The following is a 26,211-nucleotide window of genomic DNA, read 5'->3' as shown; positions in this document are numbered from 1 at the left end:
TTATAACGAATAGTTCATTAAAAGAACAATATTTATGATACAATTATGCTACTTTTGACATATTTACCGTACTGAGAGAAATCGCTCATATTGCTTGTGATTCTTCTCTTTTATAATGGTCAAAAAGGTTAGGCAATTTTGAACAACAGTAAACCAATTGAATGGATATCGTTGTTCAAATTGATATTTCGACAAGATCAATACGGATTGAAAAAGCTCTGTTGGTTCAATATTCTTCGCTTGTAAATGCGCTAAAAAAGCAAGGAACCTTTTATGATCTTCAACTGTTAGTTTTTTTTCATCTACAAGCTTATCAATTTGTTCTCGATTTTGAAACGAATTTGCTTTACGAAACAAATTAAATAATTGTTCCTCATGTTTTCTCTTTTTCATGGAGATGAAATCAATTACATTGCTCAATGGTAAGACCTCGATTTCTATCTATCTAAATATTTTCCTATACCCATTAATGAAATTGCGCGCTTATCTCCCATATTACCCTCTTTGGAGAATAATTTCGAATGAAAAATATAGAAAAAGAAAGAAAGTACTTTTAACTTAAATAATTGCAATTTTTAAATAAATATTAAGATAAGCCAACATACTCAAAAAAATACCAACTTAAGAGAATCTAACTGTCAAAGGACAGAATTCAATTCACTTAAGTTGGTTTCACTACATTGATATTCGATTTGACACAAAGAGCATTTTACATAAATTCTTTTACTAATTCGTTAAATTGATCTTCATCAATTTTTAAATCCACATCCACTAGCGGCTTTTCTGCAAAACCTTCTAATTGTTGTTCATAAGGTACGGATTTAGTATCTTGATAAACGATACCTGTAACAAGGCCATCTTTTTCCATTACTGTTTGCATCGCCATTTCACGATTTTGAGGGTCGTAATGTTCAATATCGCTTAATTTCGTTAGATGTTCTTTAAACCATTCATACGTGTTCACTTTATTGTAAGTCACACATGGGCTAAATACATTAATGAAGGAAAACCCTTTATGTTGAATACCTGCTTCAATTAAAGCAGTTAGTTCTTTAATATCAGATGAAAATCCTTGAGCAACAAATGTTGCACCTGCTGATAGAGCAAGTTCCAATGGCTTAATCGATGGCTCAATTGAACCATTTGGTGTTGATTTTGTTACGAATCCGTAAGCAGAACGTGGAGAAGTTTGACCTTTTGTTAAACCGTAAATTTGGTTATCCATTACGATGTAAGTAATATCGATGTTACGACGAATGGCATGAACCGTATGAGCCATCCCAATCGCATAACCGTCACCATCTCCGCCAGTAGCAATGACATGTAAATTACGATTGGCAATTTTTAGACCTTGAGCGATTGGCAATGCACGGCCATGTGTACCGTGAAAACCATAGGAATTGATATATCCACTAATGCGTCCTGAACAGCCGATACCGGAAATGATTGCAAGTTCATGTGGTTCGATACCGACATTGGCAGCTGCCCGTTGAATCGCTGCTTGCACAGAAAAATCTCCGCATCCAGGACACCAGTTAGGTTTTACGTTGTTACGAAAATCTTTAAATGTTGCCATTAGTCAAGCAACTCCTTTACACGAGTTTTTAATTCACGAGGCAAGAATGGAGTGCCGTCATATTTCGTGATACTAAATGTTTTGTTATGTCCACCAATATTCATTTTCATAATATTGGCCAATTGACCTGTCGCATTATTTTCCACCACAATAATTTTTTTCGCACGGTCTGCATAAGGTCTTAATTCATTGGCTGGGAATGGATGAATTAAGCGGACATGAACGTGGTTCGCTTTAATGCCTTCTTGCTCCAATAATGGGCGAATTTCTTCAATCGCACCTCGAGTTGAGTTAAAACCAACGATTAAAACATCAGCTTCCTCATGAGGCGCATCGACATAAATTGGATCTTTGAAGTTTAAATAATTTAATTTACGTAAACGCTTGTCCATTTGATTTCTACGGTTTCCTGGAGCTTCTGCCGGTTTACCAGTTTCATCGTGCTCGTTTCCTGTTACTTTGTGAATGCCGTGTAGTTGGCCTGGAAGAACACGAGTTGAAATTCCGTCTTCCGTTACTTCATAACGTTTGAAATCTTCTTTCGGATCTTTTTCTGGCAATTCACCAAGGTTCAATTTACCACGGCGAATTTCAATTTTTGAATAATCAAATGGATCAGCAGTTTGTTTACCAAGAGCCAATTGTAAATCCGTCATCACAATGACTGGTAGTTGCAATTCTTCAGCAATGTTAAATGCTTGGATTGTATCGTAAAAGGCTTCTTCTAGTGTTGAAGGAGCAATTACTACTTTTGGAATTTCTCCGTGTGTACCGTAAAGCATCGCCATTAAATCAGATTGTTCTTGTTTTGTTGGAAGCCCTGTTGATGGACCGCCCCGCTGTGTGTCGATGATTACAAGCGGCTGTTCAGTCATACCAGATAAACCGATGGATTCCATCATTAAGGATAAACCAGGACCTGCTGATGCAGTAAAGGCACGTACTCCGCCAAAGTTCGCACCGATTGCCATCGTACAAGCGGCAATTTCATCTTCTGTTTGAATAACCGTACCACCAAATTTAGGAAGTTTTTTAATTAAATATTCCATGATTTCAGAGGCCGGCGTGATTGGATATGCAGCCATAAATCGAGAACCAGCAGCAATCGCACCTAGCGCAACCGCATCATTACCAATCATGAACATGCGTCGTTTGCCATCTGCTGGTTCTAATTCCCATTTACCAACTTTATCGCCAATGAGTTCGCAAGTTGCATCATAACCTCGTTGAATGGCTTCCATATTCTTTTTTACTACTTCTTCACCTTTGCGGCCAAAAATTTCATCTACAACTGCTTGGAAGCTTTCAATTGGCAAGTTTAATAAAGCCGCAGTTGAGCCAATTGCTACCATGTTCTTCATTAACGATGTGCCAAGCTCAGTAGCAATTTCTGTAAACGGAACAGAAAAGAGTGGCGCTTTTGAGTCTTCAGGATTTACCGGCTCAAATTTACTATCAGCCAAAATGATGCCGTTTTCTGTTAATTCTTTATAATTGACCTCTATAGTTTCTTGGTCAAATGCCACTAAAATATCTAAATCGTCCGCAATTGCACGAACTGGTGTTGGGCGAACAGTAATTTTATTATTTGTATGACCTCCCTTAATGCGAGAGGAGAAATGACGGTAGCCATATAGATGATAGCCTAAACGATTCATTGCCATTGAGAAAATTTCACCAGTACTCTCAATACCTTCACCTTGTTGCCCACCGACTTTCCATGAAAGCTGATGTAACATTCTAACATCTCCTTAAAAAACTTTTAATTACATACTTTTTTCTTATTTAAATATAACATGAATCGATTTTCTTGAAATACGAAAAACGGTTAAATATTTCAATTTCAGACCTTAGACGGAAAAGTTCGTTCAAAACTTTGTAAAGGTTACAACACTTATTTTTCCCTGCTATGTATTTTCTAAAAGAACTTTTCTTACATAGGAGAATCTTGTTAATTCGATCATTATTGGCCATTTCAAGATAATTCCACAAAAAAATGGTGGAGAATTTACTCTCCACCCTCCGTAAGTTTTGGAAGAAGTACTTCCATTCGCCACTTTGAATGATTTATCGCTGGCGTTTCTCAACTACAAGTTTTAGTGCAGTACGATCTTCTCCACCAATTTGAATGTCTGCAAATGCTGGAGAACAGATTAAATCTGTCCCGCTTGGTGCTACAAAACCACGGGCAATGGCTACTGCTTTTACCGCTTGGTTCAGAGCACCCGCACCTACAGCTTGCATTTCTGCATATCCTTGCTCTCGAATTACCGCAACGAGCGCACCTGCTACAGAATTAGGATTTGAGCGAGACGATACTTTCAATGAATCCACATTTATTCCTCCCCATATTTGCTTTTTTATTGATTTTGAATGAAGCTTTTTTGTTGGCATTCATTCAAAGGACTTGAACTTATGTCCGTAGCACATTTTATGCAGCAAATTAGAAAAATAGAATCATTTTGGAAGGGAATCATGCAAAATCTTGGGAATTATCCTTGGAAAGGATAATCGTCATTAATGTAAATTCTTTCACAAAAAGTGGCTTTGCCCGTTTCGTTATCAATATCAACGAAAAAGCCGCTGAATACGTCTCTTCCCGATTTTGGCACTTCAAATCGAGAAGGCATATTCGTTTGGAATTTGTAAATGACGCTTTCTTTTTTCATGCCTAAAATTTCATCGTATGGTCCAGTCATCCCTACATCAGTTATATATGCTGTACCACCTGGAAATATTCTTGCATCTGCTGTTTGAACATGTGTATGTGTTCCAACGACTGCAGAAACCCGTCCATCCAAATGCCAACCAAATGCAATTTTTTCACTCGTTGCTTCACCATGGAAATCAACAAATACTAATGGAGAAATTTTTCTTGCTTCTTCAACTAATTCATCCGCCATACGAAACGGATCTTCATGGGGAGGTAAAAATACGCGGCCATGTAAATTGATGACCGTTAAAATATGTCCATTTTTCGAGATTTGGACAACACCTTTACCAGGTGCCTCTTTAGAAAAGTTTGCAGGTCGAATTAAATATTGAGCCTCGTCAATAAACTCAAAAATTTCTTTATTGTCCCAAGTGTGATTACCCATCGTAATCACATCAATGCCCATTTGCAACAATTGTTGATAAATCTTTTGCGTGATTCCTCGACCCGCCGCTGCATTTTCTCCATTTGCAATAACTACATCGGGTTCATATTTTTTCTTTAATCGTGGTAAATATTTTTCGACCGCCTCTCGACCGATTGATCCGACGATATCACCTATAAATAGTACTTTCAATCTGAATAACCCACTTTCTATAAATCAAACCTACTCAATTTTATCATCTTACAAGTATGAATGCTATTTTATTTATAACTTGTGCCATGAAAATAATCTTCACATTTTATGTTTTTAAAATGAAACATTGCCAAGAAATTATTCTTCATAATCATAAGAAAACCCCTTTTGATTAAAAAATCAAAAGAGGCTATTAAAATATTTTATTATTTTGCATATTCAACTGCACGCGTTTCACGGATGACTGTCACTTTGATGTGACCAGGATAATTGAGTTCTTCCTCAATTTGTTTTCGAATATCCCGCGCAAGTCGATGTGCTTGTAAGTCATCAATTTTTTCAGGTTGAACAATGATTCGGATTTCACGGCCTGCCTGAATAGCGTAAGATTTTTCTACCCCTTCATAGGATTCTGAAATTTCCTCAAGTTTTTCTAAACGACGAATATAGTTTTCTAATGTTTCACTACGAGCACCAGGACGAGCAGCTGATAGAGCATCTGCTGCAGCTACAATCACTGCAATAACGCTTGTAGGTTCCACATCGCCATGGTGAGAAGCAATACTGTTGATGACAACAGGGTGTTCCTTATACTTCGTAGCAAGTTCAACACCGATTTCAACATGGCTTCCTTCTACTTCATGGTCAATTGCTTTACCAATATCATGTAATAAACCTGCCCGTTTCGCGAGCGCTACGTCTTCACCTAATTCAGCAGCCATTAATCCGGCTAAATGAGCTACCTCAATGGAATGTTTTAATACATTTTGGCCATAGCTTGTCCGATATTTCATGCGGCCTAAAATTTTAATTAAGTCTGGATGTAAATTATGAACGCCGACTTCAAACGTAGTATGTTCTCCCGTTTCACGAATATGTTCGTCCATTTCTCGGCGTGATTTTTCAACCATTTCTTCAATTCGAGCTGGATGAATTCGTCCATCTTGCACGAGTTTCTCTAATGCAAGACGAGCAGTTTCACGACGGATTGGGTCAAAACCAGATAAAATAACCGCTTCTGGAGTATCATCAATAATTAAATCGATACCAGTAAGCGTTTCAAGGGTACGAATATTTCGTCCTTCACGACCAATAATTCGGCCTTTCATTTCGTCATTCGGCAAGTTTACAACCGACACTGTTGTTTCTGCCACATGGTCAGCAGCATATCGTTGCAGAGCCAACGATAAAATTTCTTTTGCTTTTTTGTCAGACTCTTCTTTAGCACGCGTTTCAGCTTCTTTAATCATCATAGCGATATCCGTTGAAAGTTCTTGTTCAACTTGTTTTAAAATGATATCTCTCGCTTCTTCTTTCGTTAAAGAAGCAATGCGTTCTAATTCTGACTGTTGTTGTTCTACTAGCTCTTCCACTTTACTTTCCATCTGTTCAATATGCTGTTGTCTTTCGGCTAGAGCCTCTTCTTTTCTCTCTAGACTTGCTTCTCTCTTATTTAGAGCATCATCCTTACGATCGAGATTTTCTTCTTTTTGCAATAACCGGTTTTCTTGTCTCTGAAGCTCAGCGCGTCGTTCGCGGATTTCTTTCTCAGCCTCAGTTCGAAGTTTGTGAGTTTCATCTTTCGCTTCCAATAGTGCTTCCTTCTTTAGCGCTTCCGCTTCTCGCTTAGCTTCATCTATGATGAGCAAGCTCTGTTGTTTCGCACCATTCACTTTCGATTCATTCACTTTTTTCATATAGAAATAGATAACAGCGGCACCGACGATGAGTCCAAGCAAAGCGGAGATCATGTATTCCATACGAACACCTCCTCTTGCTATAATCACATGCATTTTCAGTCGGCTCATATATTGACAATTTTTCTCAACATACTGCCTATTTCATTTTATCATTAAAAAAAATTATACAGTCTAATTGTATAGTTCACAATTGGCTCTGTCAAGGATTGCCACCACTAATGACGGCTGATTTTGCTTCTCAATACTTCGTTATTTGATGATAATTTTAAGGAAATTTTTCTGTTTTTTTGATATAAATTGGTGGAAAATATATTAATTATAGGAAATATTAAGTTTCTATTTTCAAAAAATATTTCCTTCACTTATTTTGCCAATTTTCATTTGATTTTATTCATCTATAAATGAAATTTTGTATTTTCAAAGATGTAAATATAACCAAAACTCCACCAAGAATAATTACTGCTCTTTCTAGAGAAAGAAAAAGAGCAAACGAGAATCAAAAAATTCTCATTCGCTCTTTTAATGAAGTCTTTGGGCAAACCTTCTATTTACTTTTTTAGACTGCTATTTAGAACGTCACCGTTTATTATTCTTCATCAAATAACGGTAATTCTTCTGCGAGCTCTTCGTCATCGTCATGAGCTGCAATCATGTAGGAATTCGATGTCATGCCAAAGGATTCACGAATTTTTTGTGCAATTTCATCGCGAATTTCTGGATTTGCTTTCAAGAATTGTTTCACGTTTTCTCGACCTTGTCCAATTCTCTCATCGTTGTATGAATACCAGGAACCGCTCTTCTGAATAATGTCTAGCTCTGCACCAATATCGACAATTTCGCCTTCTTTCGAAATTCCTTCACCGAACATAATATCCACTTCTGCAGTGCGGAATGGTGGAGCTACTTTATTTTTCACTACTTTAATTTTTGTTTTACTTCCAACCATTTCGCTACCTTGTTTAATTGTTTCCGCACGGCGAACTTCTAAACGGATGGAAGAATAGAATTTTAAAGCACGGCCACCAGGTGTCGTTTCTGGATTGCCAAACATTACGCCGATTTTATCACGAACTTGGTTAATGAAAATGCAGATTGTATTTGATTTATTGATGACCCCAGATAATTTTCGTAAAGCTTGAGACATTAGGCGAGCTTGTAACCCCATGTGTGAGTCGCCCATTTCTCCTTCAATCTCCGCTTTTGGCACTAATGCCGCTACAGAATCGATGACAATAATATCAATTGCACCGCTTCGCACTAATGCCTCAGCAATTTCCAACGCTTGCTCTCCAGTATCAGGTTGGGAAAGAATTAATTCATCGATATTAACGCCTAATTTTTGAGCGTAAATTGGGTCTAATGCGTGTTCTGCATCAATAAATGCCGCTTGTCCACCTTGTGCCTGAACTTCCGCAATTGCATGTAATGCCACTGTAGTTTTACCGGATGACTCTGGACCATAAATTTCAATAATACGTCCTCTCGGATATCCCCCTACACCAAGGGCTGCATCAAGAGCTAGTGAACCACTTGGCACAGTCGAAATTTGCAAATCCGTTTTTTCACCGAGTTTCATAATGGAGCCTTTACCGAATTGCTTTTCAATTTGTTTTAACGCCATATCTAAGGCAGCTTTACGATCACTCAAAATGTTTCCTCCTTAAAAAGCGAATCTGTATTGTTCTGTTTCTACTATACTTCTTTTTTGAGAAATAATCAATAAAAAACCGAACATATTTTCGCAAAAATAAAATTTGAGCCATTTTTTTGGCTCAAATTTTATTTTTAGACCTTTTGATATCCTTTTTCCTCAAGCAATCGGATTAAATAACTCAACGTATATTTGACGGTACGTAAACGGTTGGTATTTCGAAGTCCAGACAATTGAAGTTTCCTCGTCACTACATCCTCGCCAATCGCGATGCCAATCCAAATTGTTCCTGCCGGCTCTCCGTCATGTGGTTCTGGGCCAGCTGCTCCTGTCAAACCAATGCCAATGTCCGTACCAAACTTTTTACGAACATTTCTTGCCATACTCGCAGCACACTCGCTACTCACGATACCATATTGATTGAGCAATTCTTTTGGAATTCCCAGCTGTTGGATTTTTGCCTCTTCTGTATAAGTCACCATTCCACCAACGAGCGTGCCGCTAACGCCAGGGATTTCCGCTAGTTCTGATTGAAATAATCCCGCTGTTAAACTTTCAGCAGCTGAAATCGTTAACTTATTTTGAAGCAGCATTTCAACCGCTTTTGATGCGAGCGTATCATCGTCAACACCATAGTTATATTTGCCAACAATCGATAAAATTTCCCTTTTCTTTTCATTTATTAATTCCCAAGCTTCTGCTTTCGAATCCGCTTTCGCTGTAATGCGCAACGTCACTTCACCATCAGAAGCTAGTGGGGCAATCGTTGGATTTGATTGGGCATCTAAAATATGTTGAATCTTCGTTTCCAATTCTGCTTCTCCTATGCCATAAAAGCGAAGAACGTGAGATAGAATGATTCCTCCTTTGCTGATAAGAGAAGCTAACTTTGGTTTGACTTCAAATTGAAACATCGGCTCTAATTCTTTTGGCGGACCTGGCAATAATATGTATGTCCGTCCTCCCTTTTGAAGCAGCATGCCTGGAGCTAAACCGTGATGATTAACTAATACCTCACTACCCTGTAAAACTAGAGCTTGTTTTCGATTATTTTCTGTAAGCGGTCTACCTTGGTTAGTGAAAAATTTTTCAATTGTTTCTAGTGCTTTTTCATCGAAAACGAGAGGCACATTTAAATGCTCTGCAATCGTTTCTTTTGTTAAATCGTCCTTCGTTGGTCCTAATCCGCCGGAAAAAATGATTAAATCTGCACGGGATTCAGCAATTTCAATAGCTTTTTTGAGCCTACCTCCGTTGTCGCCAATCACCGAATGATAATATACGTTAATACCAAGTTCTGATAATTGGCTGGAAATAAATTTTGCATTCGTATTGGCAATTTGACCTAATAGCAACTCAGAGCCAACTGCAATAATTTCGGCATTCATCTTTTCCCCTCACTTATTTGGAATTGACAAAAACTTGTCGGTTTAAATAAAAATAATCCCAACCGGACCAAATTGTAAAGAATAATGCAACGTAAAGCATCAACTTATCAAATGGTATGCCGAACATAATAAAAATAGTATTGTGCAATAACAGTGCAGTAATGGCAACAATTTGCGTCCATGTTTTTATTTTTCCTAAGTTGCTGGCAGCAACAATTTTTCCTTCACCGGCCAAAATGGAACGCAAACCAGTAACAGCAAATTCACGGCTTAATATGATGATAATGACCCACGCAGGAGCAAGCCCTAATTCCACTAACAGTAAAAATGCAGAAGTGACTAATAATTTATCAGCAAGGGGATCTAAAAATTTTCCTAAGTTTGTTACTAGATTATATTTGCGGGCAAAATACCCATCGATCCAGTCAGTACACGATGCAACAATAAATATCAATGCACCTACAAAATGATGGACAGGCATTTCAGCGCCGAACAATTCCATTGTTCCCCAATTAAAATCATACATCATCACAATGACAAAAATAGGAATTAGTAAAATGCGGGAAACAGTAATTTTATTCGGTAAATTCATTATCTACTACAACCTTTCATGCGAAAGAAAATAGTCATCTATAATAGATGACTACTGTTCCTCGCTAAATTTAATAATGATATTTTGAGCGCTCAAGTTTTGAACGTATTGAATTTCTTCATCGTTCACAAACACTTTTGCATTTTCAGAGAAACCAAGTCTTATGCGGGCATATCCGTTCGCAGATGAATCGTGTTCTACTACTTCTCCTTGTTTATAGACACGATCATCCACTTGTTCATTACCATTTGCATCGCGAATGCTTACCCAAGTATCACCAGAAACTTCAACCCGGATTTGCATTTTGTCTGTTCCTGATAATTCGTAAACAGTCGAAACCCCATCCGGTTGCACTTGTCCCTCTGAAATGACTTGCGTTTGTTGTTCATCATCTTCTTGCTCATCTACAATTGGTTGATTATTAGGCTCTTCCTCATTTCCAGCCTTATTTTCGTCCTTTGCTGGAGGATTATCAACATTTGTTTGCTCATATTCAATTGGCTCAGTATTATTTTCTGTTACTTGTTCTTCTGGAGCTGATGGCCTTTGAGAGAAAAAGAACCAAAGGACAGCAATGATGATGATAATAAATAAGGCAACAACATATTTAGGCAAAGATTCCATTAATTTATTTGTGGATGTTGTTTTTAATTTTTTACGAGTTGGACTTTGGGAGAATGATTGTGCTACTTCCTCCGTTTGATGACTAGGAATTTCGTTTTTAAATTCCTCAAAAATTTCATCTGGATCGAGTCCAACTGCTTCAGCATATTGCTTGATAAATGCTCGTACGTAAAAGGTACCCGGCATAATAGAATAATTTCCTTCTTCAATGCCGACTAAATACCTTTTTTGTATTTTCGTAATCTCTTGTAAATCATCTAAACTATATCCTTTAGACAATCTTGCTTCTTTTAGGCGAGTACCGAGCTCTGTCAACCATAACACCTACTTTATTTAATATTATTAAAATGAGAAAAAGTCCCCATTGGCAAAAGTATCATTCTTCTCAATGGCATCATAAACGATTTCTTCATCTGGATGATGGCGTAATTCGATAATATAATCAAAATCTTCAATGTTATATTCGGAGTGTTTTACAAAGATATCTGGATGTTCTATTACTTTTACACTAGGCATTTTCATTACTTCACGCACAAGTTGCAAATGCCTTTCATCTGTCGTCATTCTAGAAACGACTCCATCGAGAATAAAAATATTATTTGTATTAAATTCATCTCCCATTAATTGTTTTCGAATCGTTTGTTTAATCATAGTAGAGGATAAAAATATCCATTTTTTATTAGCACAGACACTCGCTGCAACAATTGATTCTGTCTTGCCTACTCGAGGCATTCCACGAATTCCGATTAACTTATGTCCCTCGGTTTTAAATAATTCAGCCATGAAGTCAACTAAAATTCCTAGTTCATCTCGAACAAATCGAAAAGTATTTTTTTCATCTGCGTCTCTTTCAATATATTGACCATGGCGAACAGCTAAACGATCTCGAACTTTTGGCTCACGCAATTTTGTGACGCGGATATCATCAATTGTGTTGACAATCGATTGAAAACGTCTAATGGATTCCTCATTTTCGGATTTTAACAACAAACCTCGACGGCCTTCGTCTACACCATTAATAGTTACAATGTTCACTTTAAGCATACCAAGTAGAGAGGCAATATCACCTAACAATCCTGGACGATTTACTTGAATTTCATATTCAAAATACCATTCACCCATTTACAACCGTCCCCTTATTTCTAACGAAAATAATGACCTACAAGTTTCATCATATCTGATTTTATATGTATTGAAAAGTTAGAATGCGACAAAATTATGCTAAATTGGACAAAATTATTCATCTTTTTACGACTCATTAATTTTTGATGAATTGGAATGAAGAAAAAGGAGGAAATTTCCCCCTTTTTCCTTTTAAATACACATACGGAAAGGAAACAAAATACTATTCAAGATGATGATATGAATAGTTTAGTTAAAAAGTAACAACCAAAAAAGTTTCCATCATTAGTTAATGTTTCTGTTTTGGACTAATTTCATAACACAGCTTGCTAGTGCATGTTTTTCTTTTTCACTAGCTACTGACCATAGATCGGCGAGTACTCTCTCTTGTTCATTTTTTGGGTCAACATTTTTCGCTAAATATTCGCCGATTTGGACCGCTGTTTTTTCAATTGTGTTATCAGACAAGCCCATATTTTTTGCATTTTCTACTTGTTGTCCAAGAAATGATTTCCATCGTTCCCAGTTTTGTAATATTTCCATATTATCTCCTCCTTTTCATCATTAGTATGGACAAGCAACGTTCATTATATGTACCAACCACCATTTAAACGTATAATTTGGCCTGTGACATAATCTGCCTGTCCACTAATGTAAAAGGAGACCATATTCGCAACTTCCTCAGGTTCCCCCATGCGATGAAGTGGAATCTCATTATAAATTTCCTGTTTTTCTTCTTCCGACAAATGATAATTCATTTCCGTATTGATGATACCAGGTGCAATCGCATTTACTAAAATCCCTTGATAGGCTGCTTCTTTTGCATATGCTTTCACGAAAGCATGTTGAGCACCTTTTACTGTGGCATACACAGTTTCATAAGCAGCTCCAGCTTCTCCCCAAATAGAACCGATAAACATAATATAACTAATATCATGTTGACGCAATTTTTTTGATAAAAGTGCAACAAGTCGAATGGGGTTTTGTACATGCTCTTTCCATAGTTGATCGATAACGCTTGAAGGGGTATCTTCAAGTAGACCATAATATGCGGTACCACCGGCAAAAATGACCGCTTGAATAGAATAAATTTGATTGACCAATTGTTCTGCCCCATCATCAACGGAGAAATCCGCTTGTACCGGGATGAATTCCAAGTGAGGATAAGCAGTATTCAAATCATCTACTAAATGCTCCACTTTTTCACGATTTTTAAAATAATGCAAATAAAGCGACCAGCCATCTTTAGCTAGACGCTTTACAATCGCACTACCGATTGCACCGGAAGCTCCAATTACAAGTGCAAATTTTTTCATTGCGGGCTCCTTGTCGGTAAAATTTTGAATGTCGTTTGTTGAGATTCGCCTTGAATGGATTGAAAAGCTTCTTTCACATCTTCCAATGTGATTTTTTCAATTACAGGAACTGCATCAAACAAATTCATATCATTAAATTTATATCTTGTAAATTGGTTTGCAATATATTCTAAAGAATTTAACGCTCTTAAGAAGAAGCCGATTTTTTTTCGTTTTATGCGTTCAATCGCCTCTTCATTGAAAATTTTGTTTGCATGATTAACGGTATGCAATATTTTTTCGACGAGTGCATCAGGATCCGGTGAATCTGAGCCGACTAAAGCGAATCCAAATCCCTTCTCTAAAGTAAAATCGTAAGCAAAGGACTCATCAATTAATCCGTTTTCGTAAACATCTGTATAAAATTCGGATGCTCGACCAAATAAACATTCTAAACCAATTTGTACAGCGAGTTCATGTTTGAGCATTTCTTCCCCACTCAAATTTGTCTCCTTCGCTTTCAGTCCGACATACACTTTCGGCTGTTGAACATCCATTTTGATTTCTCGCTCTTTTACTGCAACATCAAGTGGTTCTTCTTCAAAATAGCGATCAATTTCAGGTGCTTCTTTAAAGGACTTTTTATTTTGGTTTTCTTCAATAAAATTCATCATTTCTTTTGGATCCACATTTCCAACAATAAATAACAACATGTTGGAAGGATGATAAAACGTATTATAGCAAGTATATAAATGTTCAGCTGTAATTTGATCAATGGATTCAATCGTTCCAGCGATATCAATTTTTACAGGATGATTGTGATACATATTTTCAATTGCACCAAAATACAGTCGCCAATCCGGTTGGTCATCATACATTGTGATTTCTTGCCCAATAATTCCTTTTTCTTTTTCTACCGTTTTTTCAGTAAAATACGGTTGTTGCACGAAGTCTAACAATGTTTCCGTATTTTCGAAAATATTAACCGTTGCAGAAAATAAATAAGCTGTTCTTGTAAAAGAAGTAAATGCGTTTGCAGACGCTCCTCTTTCACTGAACTTTTGGAATACATCGCCTTCTTCTTTTTCAAACATTTTATGTTCAAGAAAATGGGCGATGCCATCTGGAACTGTGATACGCTCCGATTCTCCGATTGGCGTAAAGGTACGATCAATGGATCCATATTTTGTAGTAAAAGTTACGAAAGTTTTAGAGAATCCCTTTTTTGGCAATATATATACATCAAGTCCATTGGATAATTTTTTATAATATAACGTTTCATCTAATTGTTGAAATTCAATCGTTTCCATTATTTCGCCTCCTTTCCGCATAAGAAATATGTTGCTTCATGTTGAATTTGAGATGCCATTTGTTTTAAATCATCTTTTGTCACTTTATTCCAACGTTCCTTCCACAATTCTACAGAAAATTCTTCATCTAAATCTTTATATTGATCAAATATATCAATTTGACCACGAGCTAAATCCAACGCTTCTCTCAATTGATTTGTCAACATCGCCCGCGTTTGATTCAATTCTAAATCGGAAATATTTCCTTTTTTCATGTCTTCTAACTGTTCAAAAATAATATCAATTGCCTTTTTCTCGTTGCTTGGTTCAATTCCTGAAACAACGAAAAGTAGACCGTAATGAGGCGAATAGGAACTGGAAGCGTAATATGCTAAACTTTCACGCTCACGGACATTCATAAATAGTTTCGAGTGGGCATATCCGCCAAATACACCGTTGAAAATTTGCATTTTAGGAAAATCTGGATCGCCAAATTTCACCGGTGTGCTAAAGCCAATATGCAGCTTCCCTTGCTTCATATCTTGAAACTCTTTTACATAATCTTTCTCAGGTTTTGATTCCTCATTGTAATTTAGTTGTTGAGGAGTTCGATCTTTAAACTGGAAAGCTTTTTTCATTTTTTCTTGAATTTCTTCCGTGTCGATATCTCCTGCTACGTATATGTCAATTTTGTCGTTATGAATCATGGAATAATAAGCCTCTGTCAGCGACTCCGGAGTTACTTCCTTTACCGCTTCAATTGAGCCGCTTGCTGGAATAGATGCAGGATGATTCGGACGTAAAATTTGTGTTAACCGTTGTTGAGCATAGCGAGTTTTATCGTCAAAAATTGATTCAATTCGTTGGATAACAATTTGTTTCTCCCGTTCGACGATCGATGGAACAAATTGTCCGTTTTCCATATTTGGATGGAAAATAACTGTTTGTAATAAGCCAATCACATCATTTAAAACAGGATGATTCGATAAATATTGATCATTTACCGTTTCTACGTTCAACACTACAGTATGTTCCGCACCGCGTTTCGATACGTCGAAATAAAGCATCGTACCATATAAATCATCTAAATAACTGCGAAACTCTGCTGATTTTTTATACCGCTCATTGCTATGTTGTAATACGTTTGAAAGAACAGCTCGCTCAGCTGCCACTTTTGTCGTTAAAGGTGTCCTAAACTTAAAAGAGAAATTCACCGTCTTAAATTGTGTCGTTTTTCTTATATGTAGCGAAACGCCCTCCGCTAATTTCGTCGTTTGAAACAAAAAAATTCCTCCTGACTTCCCATATATTGTGTATATGCCTCATAAAAATAATTTTCTCAAGAGGCTCGTTTATTATTCAGAAATATACCCAATTAACTACTATTACTACTATACATGCAAAGGAACAGTTTATGTACAACATTTTCATTTTAATAGAAAATTTTCCTTTTAGCATTACATATGGCTTAATGAAGAATTTTTTGAAGATTGTAGTATAGTAGATTCTTCCATTACCGCGATTGTAACCAACCATCAGCTAATGTTTGTATGACAGGATGAATCTTTTCTAAAGGGATGGCACCAAATCCTATCATGACTAGGTTTTGAGGTGTAGTTGTTTGATAATATTTTGAGACCGGATCAATATCAATTCCTTTTTCAAGAGCAATTTGTACAGCACGTTTCTCAGATAACCATGGAGGTAATTGTATGACGATATGCAGTCCTGCTGTATCGCCGAAAATTTTATATTCATCCGTTAAATAAACTTGTAATGCTTCTATTAATGTTTTCCATTTTTTTCTATACAGTGTGCGCATTTTTTCAATATGTTTTACAAAATAACCAGATTCCATAAATTCAGCCACAACAAGTTGATCAATTCTCGACACAGTTGATTTTTGATGCTGATAAAAGTTTTGGAAATCAACAGCAAGGGAAATTGGCAGCACCATATAGCTCATGCGAATCGATGGTAAAAGGGTTTTTGAAAAAGTACCGAAATAAATGACGCGCTGTAGCTGATCCATATTAGCTAGTGGAGGAATGGGCAACCCTTTATAACGAAATTCTGCATCGTAATCATCCTCAATAATATAGGCATTTGTTGCCTGTGCCCATTGAAGTAATTGAGCTTTTCGCTCAATTGGCATAACGGCCCCTAACGGAAACTGATGAGCAGGAGTCACATAGTATAATTTTACTCTGTTCGTTGGGATGGTGGCACCGTAATGATCAGTTCTTACATATTCAATGTTATATTTCATTTGTTGAAAAATAATATTTGCTCTATAAAATCCAGGCTCTTCAATTGCAACTGGAATGTTGCCAAAAAAGATGCATAATGCTTGTAACTGTTGCTGTGTACCACTAAAAACAAAGATTTGTTCAGGTTCACATTCAATTCCTCTAGCGATGTGTAAATAATTTGCAATATTTTTACGCAACGTTCTTTCACCTTGCCAAGGACTAGCGTGTGCAGGGAATTTTTGTAATTGAGTTTTATATAGTTTTTGCCATACCTTGTATGGAAAAGCCTCTGCATCTACTTGCCCATTTTTTAAATTATAGATTGAGTTCTCCTCAATCAATTCAATCGAAGGTTTATCTTTTACAACTATGTGACACCAATCACCATTATATTCTGAAATAAAATAGCCTGAGCGTTCTACACTATAAATGTATCCTTCACTTAGCAATTGTTCATACGCGTTTTGTACAGTTTGAATGCTAATGTTCAATTGCTCTGCAAGCTTTCTTTTTGAAGGTAATTTTTCATTAGCCCTAAGTTGTTTCGTAATGATTTTTTCTTTTAGCTGTTCATATATCGCAATATATTTTGGCGTCGTCTCGGGAAACTGAAATTGTAACTCCATTTCAACCTCCTGGTATGATAAAAAATTCAGTATTTGGTTATTTCAAAAGTATCAAATGAAGCTTTTAATAGCAATAAAGGAGGTTGTTCAAATGAAAAATATAATACTAGAAAACGATATTGTCTTACTTCGTCCAATTGAATTAACCGATATTGAATCTATTGCGGAAGCTGGAAGAGATGAGCGTATTTGGGAACATATGCAAGTATCTTTAACGACGAAAAAAGCAGTTGAACAATATGTTAAAAACGCAATTGCTGAACGCAATTTAAAAGTTTCCTATATGTTTGTCATCATCGATAAAAAAACAAACAAAATTGTGGGTTGCACTTCCTTTTTAGATATATCGCTGGAGCATAAAAGATTAGAAATTGGTAACACATGGATCAATCCTTCTGTATGGCATACGCCGATTAATACAAATTGCAAGTTTTTGTTACTTACGTATTGCTTTGAACAATTAAAGTTAAATCGGGTTCAACTAAAGACAGGTCATCAAAATATACGATCCCAAAAAGCAATTGAACGAATTGGAGCAGTAAAAGAAGGAGTTTTTCGAAATCATATGATTCGAAGAGATGGAAGCATTCGACATACGGTCATGTATAGTATTACAAATGAAGAATGGTTAAACGTAAAAGAACAATTTCTTCAGCATTTGTTGTCGTAATGTATCCTACTAGTTTTCACAATGAAGAATAAAATAAAAATGCTCTCGATTAGGTCAACGATTGAATCCGTCATCCTAATAGAGAGCATTGAATGAATCGCTTATTATTCCTGTATACTCGAGATTAATACTTGTCTTGGACGGCTGCCATCAGGTGGGCCAACTACACCGCGAGCTTCCATTTGGTCAACAATTCTTGCTGCGCGGGAATAACCAATTCGAAAACGACGTTGCAGCATAGAAATGGATGCAGATTGCATTTCCACCACTAATTTCACCGCTTCATCATAAAGCTCGTCTGTTTCTTCTTCAAAAGATTGATCATCTGGTTCATCAGTTGGAATCATCGTTTCATCATATTGGGCTTTTTGTTGAGCAATGACATAATCTACTACCGCTTGTACTTCCTCATCAGAAACAAATGCCCCTTGAACACGTATTGGTTTGGAAGTACCTGCTGGCATAAACAACATATCCCCTCGACCTAAGAGGCGCTCTGCTCCGCCTGTATCAAGAATAGTTCTTGAATCGACAGTACTTGATACAGCGAAGGCAATTCGAGATGGGATATTTGCTTTGATGACTCCAGTAATGACATCAACAGATGGCCGTTGAGTTGCGATAATTAAGTGAATTCCTGCTGCACGAGCCATTTGTGCAAGTCTCGTAATGGCATCTTCCACATCGTGGGAAGCTACCATCATTAAATCTGCTAACTCGTCAATAATGACAACGATATAAGGTAATTTTGATAATTGCTCTTCATGCTCTTTGTTGTAGCGCTCTACGTAGCTGTTGTACCCTTTTATATTTCTCGTTCCAGTATGAGAGAATAAATCGTAACGTCTTTCCATTTCACTCACAACCTTTTGCAAGGCTTGTGAGGCTTTTTTCGGGTTCGTAACAACAGGCGCTAACAAATGTGGAATTCCATTATAAACATTGAGCTCAACCATTTTCGGGTCAATTAACATCATTTTCACTTCATGTGGTTTTGCTCGCATTAAAATCGAGATGATGATGCCGTTAATACATACACTTTTCCCACTTCCGGTTGAACCTGCAACAAGCAAGTGAGGCATTTTATTTAATTCAGCTAAGATTGCTTGTCCAGCAATATCTCGACCAAATCCAATCAACAGTTTAGCATCCGGTTTGTTATTTTCTTTTGACTCTAAAACTTCTCTCAGCGTTACAACTGCCACTTCACTATTTGGCACTTCGATACCGATGGCTGATTTTCCTGGAATCGGCGCTTCCATTCGAATATCTTTTGCTGCAAGTGCAAGAGCTAAGTCATCTTGTAAATTGACAATTCGACTAACTTTTACTCCAACGTCTGGCATCACTTCATATTTTGTTACGGCTGGACCTAAATGAACTTGCACTACTTTTGCCTTTACGCCAAAACTTAAAAGCGTTTGCTCAAGTTTTTTTGCGTTCGCTTGAATGATAGAATATTCGCCGCTTTGATCATGCTCTGGAGGGACATTTAATAAAGTCATAGGCGGCAACCGGTAATCTTGATTTTCCACGTTGTTTTCAACGGATTGTTGAATTGTATCTTCAATTGTATCCTGTATATCGTCTTCTTGTACTTCTTGCGCTAGTTTCTGCTCTTTTTGAATATTTTGAGTAAAATCAGAAATGATTGGTTCATCATCTTCATCATCTTCCACTAACAATAATGGAACCGATTCTTCACTTGTTGCCGCCATCTCTTTTAATGCTGTTTGTTCTTCAGATTTCTCTCGTTTACGCTTATTCTCGTCTTTATTTAATGAACGGCGTTTACGTTTTTTCTTTTTCGGTAATTTTAATTTGAAGTTTGGAATTTTTTCAGCAATCATCGGTACAAAAGCTTTTCCTGTGACTAAAACAATTCCAATGAAAAATAATAGAATTGCTACCACTTTCGCTCCAGTTGCACCGAATAAAATGTGAAACATACTAAACAAAAACGCACCAATCATTCCACCGCCAAGCGCATTGCTTCTATTTTGAATGCCCTCATCACTAATCATTATTCGCCAAGTTTCTTTCAATACTGATTGAGATTCCAACGCATCCCGCTTATATAATTCATCAAACAAAACACTATGACTAAAAATGGATAAACTGAAAATCATCATCATCGCACCGAGTAAAACGCGATCGGTAAATGGGATTTTTTCTCGCTTAATCATCAATAATATTGCGAATAAAAAGAGGAATGTTGGCACTGCGAAGTAAAGATTACCGAAAAAAAACATCGAAATACTTTGCACCATTCGACCTACAAAACCATATTCAAAAAAGATGATGATGGCAAAGCCAATTAAAATTAATCCGATGATTTCAAAATAAAGGGGAGAAATGCCAGCCTTTGCTTTTGTTTTCGCTTTCGTTTTCTTCCTCGCCATATTGTTCACCTACTCTACAAGAAACAATCATCAGTATGAGAAACAGGATTTCCTTAACCGCTGTACGGTGAAGAAAATCCTGTCTTATCTAGTCTAGCTTAATATTCCATGATAATCGGGATAATCATTGGTCGTCGTTTTGTTTTTTGGAATAAATAAGCATTTAGCGTTTCTCGGATTTCTTGTTTAATATTTGTCCATTCGAACGTGTCTTTGCTTACATATTTTTCAATACATTCACGGGCAATTTCCGTCGCTTCTGAAATTAGTTCTTCAGATTCACGAACGTAAACAAATCCGCGAGAAATAATTTCTGGTCCTGAAGCAATTCGCTTTTGGGCACGGTTTAAGGTTACGACAACGATGAATATACCGTCTTGGGAGAGCAGTTTTCTGTCACGCAAAACGATATTTCCAACGTCACCGATACCGCTTCCGTCAATAAGGACATTTCCTGCTTGTACGCGGCCGCTTATGCGCATTTTACCATTTCGATATTCCACAACATCGCCTTTATCCGCAATAAAAATGCGCGATTTATCAATTCCAACTTGCTGTGCTAATTTGGAATGTGCAATTAACATTCGGTATTCGCCTTGGATCGGGATAAAATATTTTGGTTTCATTAAGTTTAACATTAGTTTTAAATCTTCTTGGCTACCGTGCCCAGATACATGGACTTTTTTATCGGCTGCCAATACCGTTGCACCAGCTTTCGCAAGATTGTTCATGGCATTTGACATCTGCACTTCCATTCCTGGTGACGGCGTGAAAGTAATTAATACAGTATCTGTTTCTTTTATTCGAATATCGCGATGTTGTTTTCGTACAATTTTATCAAGGGCATCTAAAGGTTCTCCTTGATTGCTTGTCACAATAATAATTAATTCATCATCTTCATATTGATTAATTTCTGAAACAGGAATTAATGTGTTTTCGTCTATGGATAAATATCCAAGTTTTACTCCAATATCGATGACTTTTTCGAGGCTTTTCCCAACGATAGCTACTTTACGATTTGATTTTTGTGCCTGGTTAAATACTTGTTGAATGCGGATAAAATTTGAAGCATATACTGCAACAATGATACGAGCAGGTGCAGAATGGAAGAATTTCGCTAACCTTTCCTCAATTACCGTTTCACTCGTCGTATACCCTGGTCGCTCTGCTTCTGTTGATTCTGAAAGTAAAATAAATACTCCTTCTTCACCTAATTGAGCCATTTTGGCAAGATCTGGTTTAAATTTTCCTTTTGCAGATTGGTCAAATTTAAATTCTCCTGTGTGCACAATTGCCCCTTCAGAAGTATGGAACACAATTCCTAAAGAGTCAGGAATGCTATGTGTTGTATGGAAGAAGGTTACATAAGTCGATTGAAAGTTCATGCGACTTTTGTTTGTTACTTCGAAGAATTTCACTTGATGTGGAGCAGGTAATTCTTTCAAATGTTCCTTAGCAAGAGCAATTGTTAATTTCGATCCGTACACAGGTGCATTAATTTTTTGCAATACATAGGCAATAGAACCAATTGCATCTTCATGACCATGAGTAAGAAATATTCCTTTAATCCGATCTTTGTTTTCTTCCAAATAAGTAAAGTCAGGGATGACGATGTCAATACCAAGCATTTCATCTTCTGGAAACATTAAACCGCTATCGACAATAAAGACTTCGTCATCGATTTCAATAACGTACATGGATTTCCCGATTTCTCCCACGCCTCCAAGTGGGATGATTCGGATTACTTCATTTTTTGTTTTTATCACAATCTTTCCTCCTAATATTATCCCGAACGCACAACCACTTATTTATCATTATACGGTGAGAGGGGAGGAAGTACAAATAAAAAATGGTATTTCGATATTGTAAATTTTAAAAATAAAAAAAGCCTATCACCCAAACAACTCAAAAAGAATTGTTTGGAGAGCAGGCTTCAAATATTTTGCTTCACTTGTTCCCAAACATGATCAAATTCTTGTTTTTCTTCATCAGTCATCTCGACTAAAGGCAATCGAACTTTTTCAATATGGAAACCAACTTTACTCATTGCGTATTTTATCGGAACCGGATTTGGGTTTTTAAAGAGTTGCTTAAACAAAGGTAATAGCGTTTGATGCATTTTCGCTGCAAATGCGTGTCTTCCTTCTTCAAAAGCTTGAATCATCGCCTGCATTTCGTTTCCAACGATATGCGAAGCAACGGATATGACACCTCGACCTCCAATTGCCAACAGCGGTAGTGTTAACGCATCGTCTCCGCTATAAACGAGAAATTTATCATGAGTATTTGCTAGTATTTCAGATATTTGATCTAAATTACCGCTCGCTTCTTTTACGACTTGGATATTAGGTATTTTACTTAATGCAATTGTTGTGGCTGCTTCAATATTCGAACTCGTGCGCCCTGGCACATTATACACAACAATTGGTAATGTTGTTTCTTCTGCTACTGCCTCAAAATGTGCATAAAGTCCTTTTTGATTAGGTTTATTGTAGTAGGGAGCCACCAACATAACCCCGTCAACTCCGAGGCTCTCTATTTTTTTAGTTAGCTCAATTGTTTGTTTCGTATTATTGGAGCCTGTTCCTGCAATGACAGGCACCCGTTTGTTCACCTTTTCAACCGTAAACCGAATCAACTGAAGTTTTTCTTCAGTTGATAGAGTAGGTGATTCTCCAGTTGTTCCACAAACGACAATCGAATCGGTTCCATTCGCAAGAAGATATTCAATGAGTCTCTCCACCGCCTCAAAGTCAATATCACCATTTTCTTGAAACGGTGTAACCATGGCAGTAGCGATTCTACCTAAATCCAAATCTAACACCCCTTATAGTAAGTTATCCTCTAGCATTGCTTCAGCGATTTGGATTGAGTTTAAGGCAGCTCCTTTCAACAGGTTATCTGCGACAACCCATAGGTGGAAACCGTTTGGATGATATAAATCTTTTCGAATTCTTCCTACATACACTGGGTCTTCCCCTTCAGTATAAAGAGGCATTGGATAAACTTGATTATTTAAATCGTCTTGCAACACAACGCCAGGTGCGCCTTTTAAAATATTATAGATATCTTGTACACTTGCCTCTTTTTCAACTTCGATATACACAGATTCAGAGTGACCGTTCACAACCGGTACACGTACACATGTTGCTGCCACATGTAAATTTGGTAAATGCATAATCTTTTTTGTTTCGTTAATCATTTTCATTTCTTCTTTAGTAAATCCATTTTCTGTGAACACATCGATTTGAGGGAGAACATTATAAGCAATTGGATAATGTTTAGTTTCAGATTTTACTGGTAATACCTTCGCTTCTATATCTTTTCTGTCATCCCAATACTTGCTTTGTTCGCGAAGTTCTTCGATGGCAGACATCCCTGAACCAGAAACTGCTTGATAAGTGGAAACGATAATTCTCTTTAAACCTAATTTTTGTCGAATAGGTTGCAATGCTACAACCATTTGAATTGTTGAACAGTTTGGATTAGCGATGATTCCATTATGTTTCTTTAAGTCTTCGCGATTGACTTCCGGCACCACTAAAGGCACATCCGGATCCATACGGAAATGACTTGTATTATCAATTACAACCGCTCCACGTTTTACCGCCTCAGGAGCAAGTTTTGCGGAAACAGACCCTCCTGCAGAAAATAGCGCCACATCTACCCCTTCGAAAGCTTCAGGAGTAGCTTCCTCAATTTTGTACATTTTTCCGCCAAATTCTATTTCTTTTCCTGCAGATTTGGCAGAGGCTAAAAACTTTATATCTTTAATTGGAAAATTTCTTTTTAGTAATTGTTCTTTCATTTTTGTACCGACTGCACCTGTTGCACCTACAATCGCTACTGTTAATAGCTTCGACATTCTATAAATCTCCTCCTAATACATTTAAACCATATAATCCTTATATAATGATGAAAATTTTATCACAATTTTACTGAATTGTGTGATAAAAATTAATTTTCTTTATGGTACTGAATAAATAACGGTTGAAGCTGCTTTTTGTAGTAAATTGCATGCACGACAGTATCTACCATTTTTGTGAAATCTGCAATTAATGAAGTTGGTTTATTAAATGGATCATCTTGCCCGAAAGGAATAAAGTAAATGTTTTTTGAGTTTAATAGTTTCATAATGTTGACACCATTTAAACCTAGCGCATCATTTGTAGAAATTCCTAATACTACAGGATTTCCGTTTCTTAAAGTTGCTTTTGCAGCCATTAGCACAGGGCTGTCAGTCGCAGCATTGGCGAATTTACTGATGGAATTTCCTGTCATTGGCGCAATGACCATACAATCCAGAGGATTTTTTGGTCCAAACGGTTCTGCTTCTACAATAGTGGAAACTACCTTTTCACCAGATAGTTCCTCAATTTTTTTCACCCATTCCTCTCCTGTTCCGAAGCGTGTGACAGCTGTTAATACCGAATGGGTTACAATCGGAATGACTGTCGCACCTGCATCGCGAAGATCTTTTATTTTTGGTACGACATCCTCATATGTGCAATGGGAAGCGGTAATGCCAAGCCCAATTCTTTTACCTTTCAGCAAGATTTTCTCCTCCTTAATTGGCCAACAATCGAATTATACAAAATTTTCGCCGCATCATGCGGGAAATATTTCCCAGGTAATGCTGGTAATAATTCATAATGATCACGTTCTACATCATCTTTTAAGCAACCTGGGTAGGAAGCTAAATCATAAATCGGCATGTTAATTTTTTCTTTCACACTTGCATCTAGCCATCTAGCAGGAATTGTATTAATAAAATAATCCGCTTCTATTTCTCCCACATCAGCTAAATATACAGATTCGAAACGGAAAGCTTTCGCTTCATTCAATTGAACATCCGACCTTACAGCAATAACCACTTCAGCCCCAATACTTCTCAATAAATGTCCAAGCGTTTTTGCTACACGACCAAATCCAGTAATAATAAATCTTTTTCCAGAAATCGCATGTTTCGTATTATAGAAAGTTGCTACAAAAGCTTCTGCTGTAAGAAGAGCATTTTGCCAAATAAACTCTTCATCCTCTAAATAATAGTAAATTTGATTTTCATTTAAAATTTCTTTCCATTCTTCATTTGTCTTCCCACTAAAAATAGTCGCATTCGTTATACCTAAAACAGCAGGTACTTCCACTTTTAGTGGCTGGATTGGTAATACGACATAGTCCGGTTGTATAGATAACGAAAGATGGTTTAGTTCATGATCCCAATTTGTTTTGCTTTTGTAGTAAACAGTCCTCTCTGGATTTGATAACATTTTTGCAAGAATTTTCAATCGCTCATCCGTTCCAATTACAAGCCATTTTTCGTTCGTCATTGGTCATAATGCCTTCTTGTACTCGTTGTTTTTCGAAATAAAATACGGTCTTCCCCAATGAGATGTATTTCTTCCCAAGGAATAAATAATGCCGTCGTTGATTTTTTTTTCTGGAACGGTAAACGGGAAGGTTCTATTAATTCAAACCCTAAAATTTTTCCTGTTTTAGGATCAAAGATGCATTCCGTCTCAGATAGATAGCCGTAACGAACTCCATTTTCCATTTCGATTAATTCCTTTTCAGCAAGCTCTGATAATAGCATCATTTCCCTCCTCCATGAGCTTATTAGTACTATATGCATGAAAAATCCGTTAGGTGCCCATCAAGTTTAAAAGTTTTATTGTTGACAATCCGTTATAACTGTATATACTGTATATATACAGTTGTAAATCAGAATGGTGGT

At 36.9% G+C, this 26,211-nt stretch carries 24 protein-coding genes; 1 reads left to right on the top strand and 23 read right to left on the bottom strand.

Annotation, left to right across the window (positions count from 1 at the left end; genetic code table 11):
- Window positions 1-63: 63 nt before the first annotated feature.
- The 16 genes from HF990_RS00425 to pdxR all read right to left on the bottom strand — a co-directional run bounded on the left by HF990_RS00425 (window position 64) and on the right by pdxR (window position 17,405).
- Window positions 64-420, bottom strand: coding sequence for a hypothetical protein (locus tag HF990_RS00425; protein ID WP_168411724.1), 357 nt, complete (start codon window positions 418-420; stop codon window positions 64-66).
- Between the two features lie 289 nt (window positions 421-709).
- The gene (locus tag HF990_RS00420) at window positions 710-1,576 is read right to left on the bottom strand and encodes a 2-oxoacid:ferredoxin oxidoreductase subunit beta (protein WP_016836833.1); all 867 of its coding nucleotides are present in this window, start codon (window positions 1,574-1,576) and stop codon (window positions 710-712) included.
- Window positions 1,576-3,315, bottom strand: a complete 1,740-nt coding sequence (locus tag HF990_RS00415) for a 2-oxoacid:acceptor oxidoreductase subunit alpha (RefSeq protein ID WP_016836832.1) — start codon at window positions 3,313-3,315, stop codon at window positions 1,576-1,578. Before HF990_RS00415 ends, HF990_RS00420 begins: the two co-directional genes overlap by 1 nt.
- Before the next feature lie 328 nt (window positions 3,316-3,643).
- A complete protein-coding gene (locus HF990_RS00410) occupies window positions 3,644-3,910 on the bottom strand; it encodes a stage V sporulation protein S (RefSeq protein WP_016836831.1) in 267 nt (88 codons plus the stop codon).
- A gap of 158 nt (window positions 3,911-4,068) precedes the next feature.
- Window positions 4,069-4,866 carry a TIGR00282 family metallophosphoesterase gene (locus HF990_RS00405; protein WP_016836830.1) on the bottom strand — a complete coding sequence of 266 codons (798 nt, stop codon included), beginning with the start codon at window positions 4,864-4,866 and terminating at the stop codon, window positions 4,069-4,071.
- A 206-nt stretch (window positions 4,867-5,072) separates the two neighbouring features.
- Complete coding sequence (rny, locus tag HF990_RS00400; RefSeq protein WP_016836829.1) at window positions 5,073-6,626, bottom strand: ribonuclease Y; 1,554 nt, start codon at window positions 6,624-6,626, stop codon at window positions 5,073-5,075.
- Window positions 6,627-7,152: 526 nt separating this feature from the next.
- Window positions 7,153-8,214: a recombinase RecA gene (gene recA / locus HF990_RS00395; RefSeq protein ID WP_016836828.1), complete on the bottom strand. Its 1,062-nt coding sequence runs from the start codon at window positions 8,212-8,214 to the stop codon at window positions 7,153-7,155.
- A 137-nt stretch (window positions 8,215-8,351) separates the two neighbouring features.
- Complete coding sequence (locus HF990_RS00390; protein WP_168411723.1) at window positions 8,352-9,605, bottom strand: competence/damage-inducible protein A; 1,254 nt, start codon at window positions 9,603-9,605, stop codon at window positions 8,352-8,354.
- Between the two features lie 13 nt (window positions 9,606-9,618).
- The gene (gene pgsA / locus HF990_RS00385; RefSeq protein WP_016836826.1) at window positions 9,619-10,197 is read right to left on the bottom strand and encodes a CDP-diacylglycerol--glycerol-3-phosphate 3-phosphatidyltransferase; all 579 of its coding nucleotides are present in this window, start codon (window positions 10,195-10,197) and stop codon (window positions 9,619-9,621) included.
- Between the two features lie 51 nt (window positions 10,198-10,248).
- Complete coding sequence (locus tag HF990_RS00380) at window positions 10,249-11,145, bottom strand: helix-turn-helix domain-containing protein (protein WP_184656202.1); 897 nt, start codon at window positions 11,143-11,145, stop codon at window positions 10,249-10,251.
- Window positions 11,146-11,163: 18 nt separating this feature from the next.
- Window positions 11,164-11,943 carry a DUF3388 domain-containing protein gene (locus HF990_RS00375; RefSeq protein WP_016836824.1) on the bottom strand — a complete coding sequence of 260 codons (780 nt, stop codon included), beginning with the start codon at window positions 11,941-11,943 and terminating at the stop codon, window positions 11,164-11,166.
- A gap of 285 nt (window positions 11,944-12,228) precedes the next feature.
- Window positions 12,229-12,486, bottom strand: coding sequence for a DUF3243 domain-containing protein (locus tag HF990_RS00370; RefSeq protein WP_016836823.1), 258 nt, complete (start codon window positions 12,484-12,486; stop codon window positions 12,229-12,231).
- Between the two features lie 44 nt (window positions 12,487-12,530).
- Window positions 12,531-13,259, bottom strand: coding sequence for an elongation factor P 5-aminopentanone reductase (gene ymfI, locus HF990_RS00365; protein ID WP_016836822.1), 729 nt, complete (start codon window positions 13,257-13,259; stop codon window positions 12,531-12,533).
- The gene (gene yfmH, locus HF990_RS00360) at window positions 13,256-14,548 is read right to left on the bottom strand and encodes an EF-P 5-aminopentanol modification-associated protein YfmH (RefSeq protein WP_168411722.1); all 1,293 of its coding nucleotides are present in this window, start codon (window positions 14,546-14,548) and stop codon (window positions 13,256-13,258) included. The genes ymfI and yfmH overlap by 4 nt, the downstream gene beginning before the upstream one ends.
- A complete protein-coding gene (yfmF, locus tag HF990_RS00355; protein WP_168411721.1) occupies window positions 14,548-15,810 on the bottom strand; it encodes an EF-P 5-aminopentanol modification-associated protein YfmF in 1,263 nt (420 codons plus the stop codon). The genes yfmH and yfmF overlap by 1 nt, the downstream gene beginning before the upstream one ends.
- A 230-nt stretch (window positions 15,811-16,040) precedes the next feature.
- Window positions 16,041-17,405: a MocR-like pyridoxine biosynthesis transcription factor PdxR gene (gene pdxR, locus HF990_RS00350; protein WP_168411720.1), complete on the bottom strand. Its 1,365-nt coding sequence runs from the start codon at window positions 17,403-17,405 to the stop codon at window positions 16,041-16,043.
- A gap of 91 nt (window positions 17,406-17,496) precedes the next feature.
- On the opposite strand from pdxR, the gene HF990_RS00345 reads away from it, so the two are divergent.
- A complete protein-coding gene (locus HF990_RS00345) occupies window positions 17,497-18,075 on the top strand; it encodes a GNAT family N-acetyltransferase (RefSeq protein WP_168411719.1) in 579 nt (192 codons plus the stop codon).
- 104 nt (window positions 18,076-18,179) lie between these two features.
- On the opposite strand, the gene HF990_RS00340 is transcribed toward HF990_RS00345, so the two are convergent.
- From HF990_RS00340 to HF990_RS00310, 7 genes are all read right to left on the bottom strand, one after another.
- Window positions 18,180-20,477 carry an FtsK/SpoIIIE family DNA translocase gene (locus tag HF990_RS00340; protein WP_168411718.1) on the bottom strand — a complete coding sequence of 766 codons (2,298 nt, stop codon included), beginning with the start codon at window positions 20,475-20,477 and terminating at the stop codon, window positions 18,180-18,182.
- Between the two features lie 98 nt (window positions 20,478-20,575).
- Entirely contained in the window at window positions 20,576-22,243 is a 1,668-nt protein-coding gene (locus HF990_RS00335; protein WP_016836816.1) for a ribonuclease J, read from the bottom strand.
- A gap of 167 nt (window positions 22,244-22,410) precedes the next feature.
- Window positions 22,411-23,292 carry a 4-hydroxy-tetrahydrodipicolinate synthase gene (dapA, locus tag HF990_RS00330; protein ID WP_016836815.1) on the bottom strand — a complete coding sequence of 294 codons (882 nt, stop codon included), beginning with the start codon at window positions 23,290-23,292 and terminating at the stop codon, window positions 22,411-22,413.
- A gap of 12 nt (window positions 23,293-23,304) precedes the next feature.
- Complete coding sequence (locus HF990_RS00325) at window positions 23,305-24,342, bottom strand: aspartate-semialdehyde dehydrogenase (RefSeq protein ID WP_168411717.1); 1,038 nt, start codon at window positions 24,340-24,342, stop codon at window positions 23,305-23,307.
- A gap of 92 nt (window positions 24,343-24,434) precedes the next feature.
- The gene (locus tag HF990_RS00320) at window positions 24,435-25,031 is read right to left on the bottom strand and encodes a dipicolinate synthase subunit B (protein ID WP_016836813.1); all 597 of its coding nucleotides are present in this window, start codon (window positions 25,029-25,031) and stop codon (window positions 24,435-24,437) included.
- Entirely contained in the window at window positions 25,025-25,807 is a 783-nt protein-coding gene (locus HF990_RS00315; RefSeq protein ID WP_016836812.1) for a hypothetical protein, read from the bottom strand. Before HF990_RS00315 ends, HF990_RS00320 begins: the two co-directional genes overlap by 7 nt.
- Window positions 25,804-26,070, bottom strand: a complete 267-nt coding sequence (locus HF990_RS00310) for a YlmC/YmxH family sporulation protein (RefSeq protein ID WP_016836811.1) — start codon at window positions 26,068-26,070, stop codon at window positions 25,804-25,806. Before HF990_RS00310 ends, HF990_RS00315 begins: the two co-directional genes overlap by 4 nt.
- Window positions 26,071-26,211 lie beyond the last annotated feature (141 nt).

Source organism: Ureibacillus thermosphaericus, from assembly GCF_012396605.1.
GTDB lineage: Bacteria > Bacillota > Bacilli > Bacillales_A > Planococcaceae > Ureibacillus > Ureibacillus thermosphaericus.
The sequence above is the reverse complement of the archived record's forward strand: the minus strand, read 5'-3'. Positions and strand labels throughout refer to the sequence as shown.

What these genes read in the sequence shown, in the direction of transcription:
- HF990_RS00420 (WP_016836833.1), bottom strand. Translation starts at nt 1,576, where the DNA reads ATGGCAACATTTAAAGATTTTCGTAACAACGTAAAACCTAACTGGTGT.
- HF990_RS00340 (WP_168411718.1), bottom strand. Translation starts at nt 20,477, where the DNA reads ATGGCGAGGAAGAAAACGAAAGCGAAAACAAAAGCAAAGGCTGGCATT.
- HF990_RS00345 (WP_168411719.1), top strand. Translation starts at nt 17,497, where the DNA reads ATGAAAAATATAATACTAGAAAACGATATTGTCTTACTTCGTCCAATT.
- HF990_RS00390 (WP_168411723.1), bottom strand. Translation starts at nt 9,605, where the DNA reads ATGAATGCCGAAATTATTGCAGTTGGCTCTGAGTTGCTATTAGGTCAA.
- ymfI (WP_016836822.1), bottom strand. Translation starts at nt 13,259, where the DNA reads ATGAAAAAATTTGCACTTGTAATTGGAGCTTCCGGTGCAATCGGTAGT.
- HF990_RS00315 (WP_016836812.1), bottom strand. Translation starts at nt 25,807, where the DNA reads ATGACGAACGAAAAATGGCTTGTAATTGGAACGGATGAGCGATTGAAA.
- pdxR (WP_168411720.1), bottom strand. Translation starts at nt 17,405, where the DNA reads ATGGAGTTACAATTTCAGTTTCCCGAGACGACGCCAAAATATATTGCG.
- rny (WP_016836829.1), bottom strand. Translation starts at nt 6,626, where the DNA reads ATGGAATACATGATCTCCGCTTTGCTTGGACTCATCGTCGGTGCCGCT.
- yfmH (WP_168411722.1), bottom strand. Translation starts at nt 14,548, where the DNA reads ATGGAAACGATTGAATTTCAACAATTAGATGAAACGTTATATTATAAA.
- HF990_RS00415 (WP_016836832.1), bottom strand. Translation starts at nt 3,315, where the DNA reads ATGTTACATCAGCTTTCATGGAAAGTCGGTGGGCAACAAGGTGAAGGT.
- pgsA (WP_016836826.1), bottom strand. Translation starts at nt 10,197, where the DNA reads ATGAATTTACCGAATAAAATTACTGTTTCCCGCATTTTACTAATTCCT.
- HF990_RS00325 (WP_168411717.1), bottom strand. Translation starts at nt 24,342, where the DNA reads ATGTCGAAGCTATTAACAGTAGCGATTGTAGGTGCAACAGGTGCAGTC.
- HF990_RS00375 (WP_016836824.1), bottom strand. Translation starts at nt 11,943, where the DNA reads ATGGGTGAATGGTATTTTGAATATGAAATTCAAGTAAATCGTCCAGGA.
- HF990_RS00370 (WP_016836823.1), bottom strand. Translation starts at nt 12,486, where the DNA reads ATGGAAATATTACAAAACTGGGAACGATGGAAATCATTTCTTGGACAA.
- HF990_RS00310 (WP_016836811.1), bottom strand. Translation starts at nt 26,070, where the DNA reads ATGCTATTATCAGAGCTTGCTGAAAAGGAATTAATCGAAATGGAAAAT.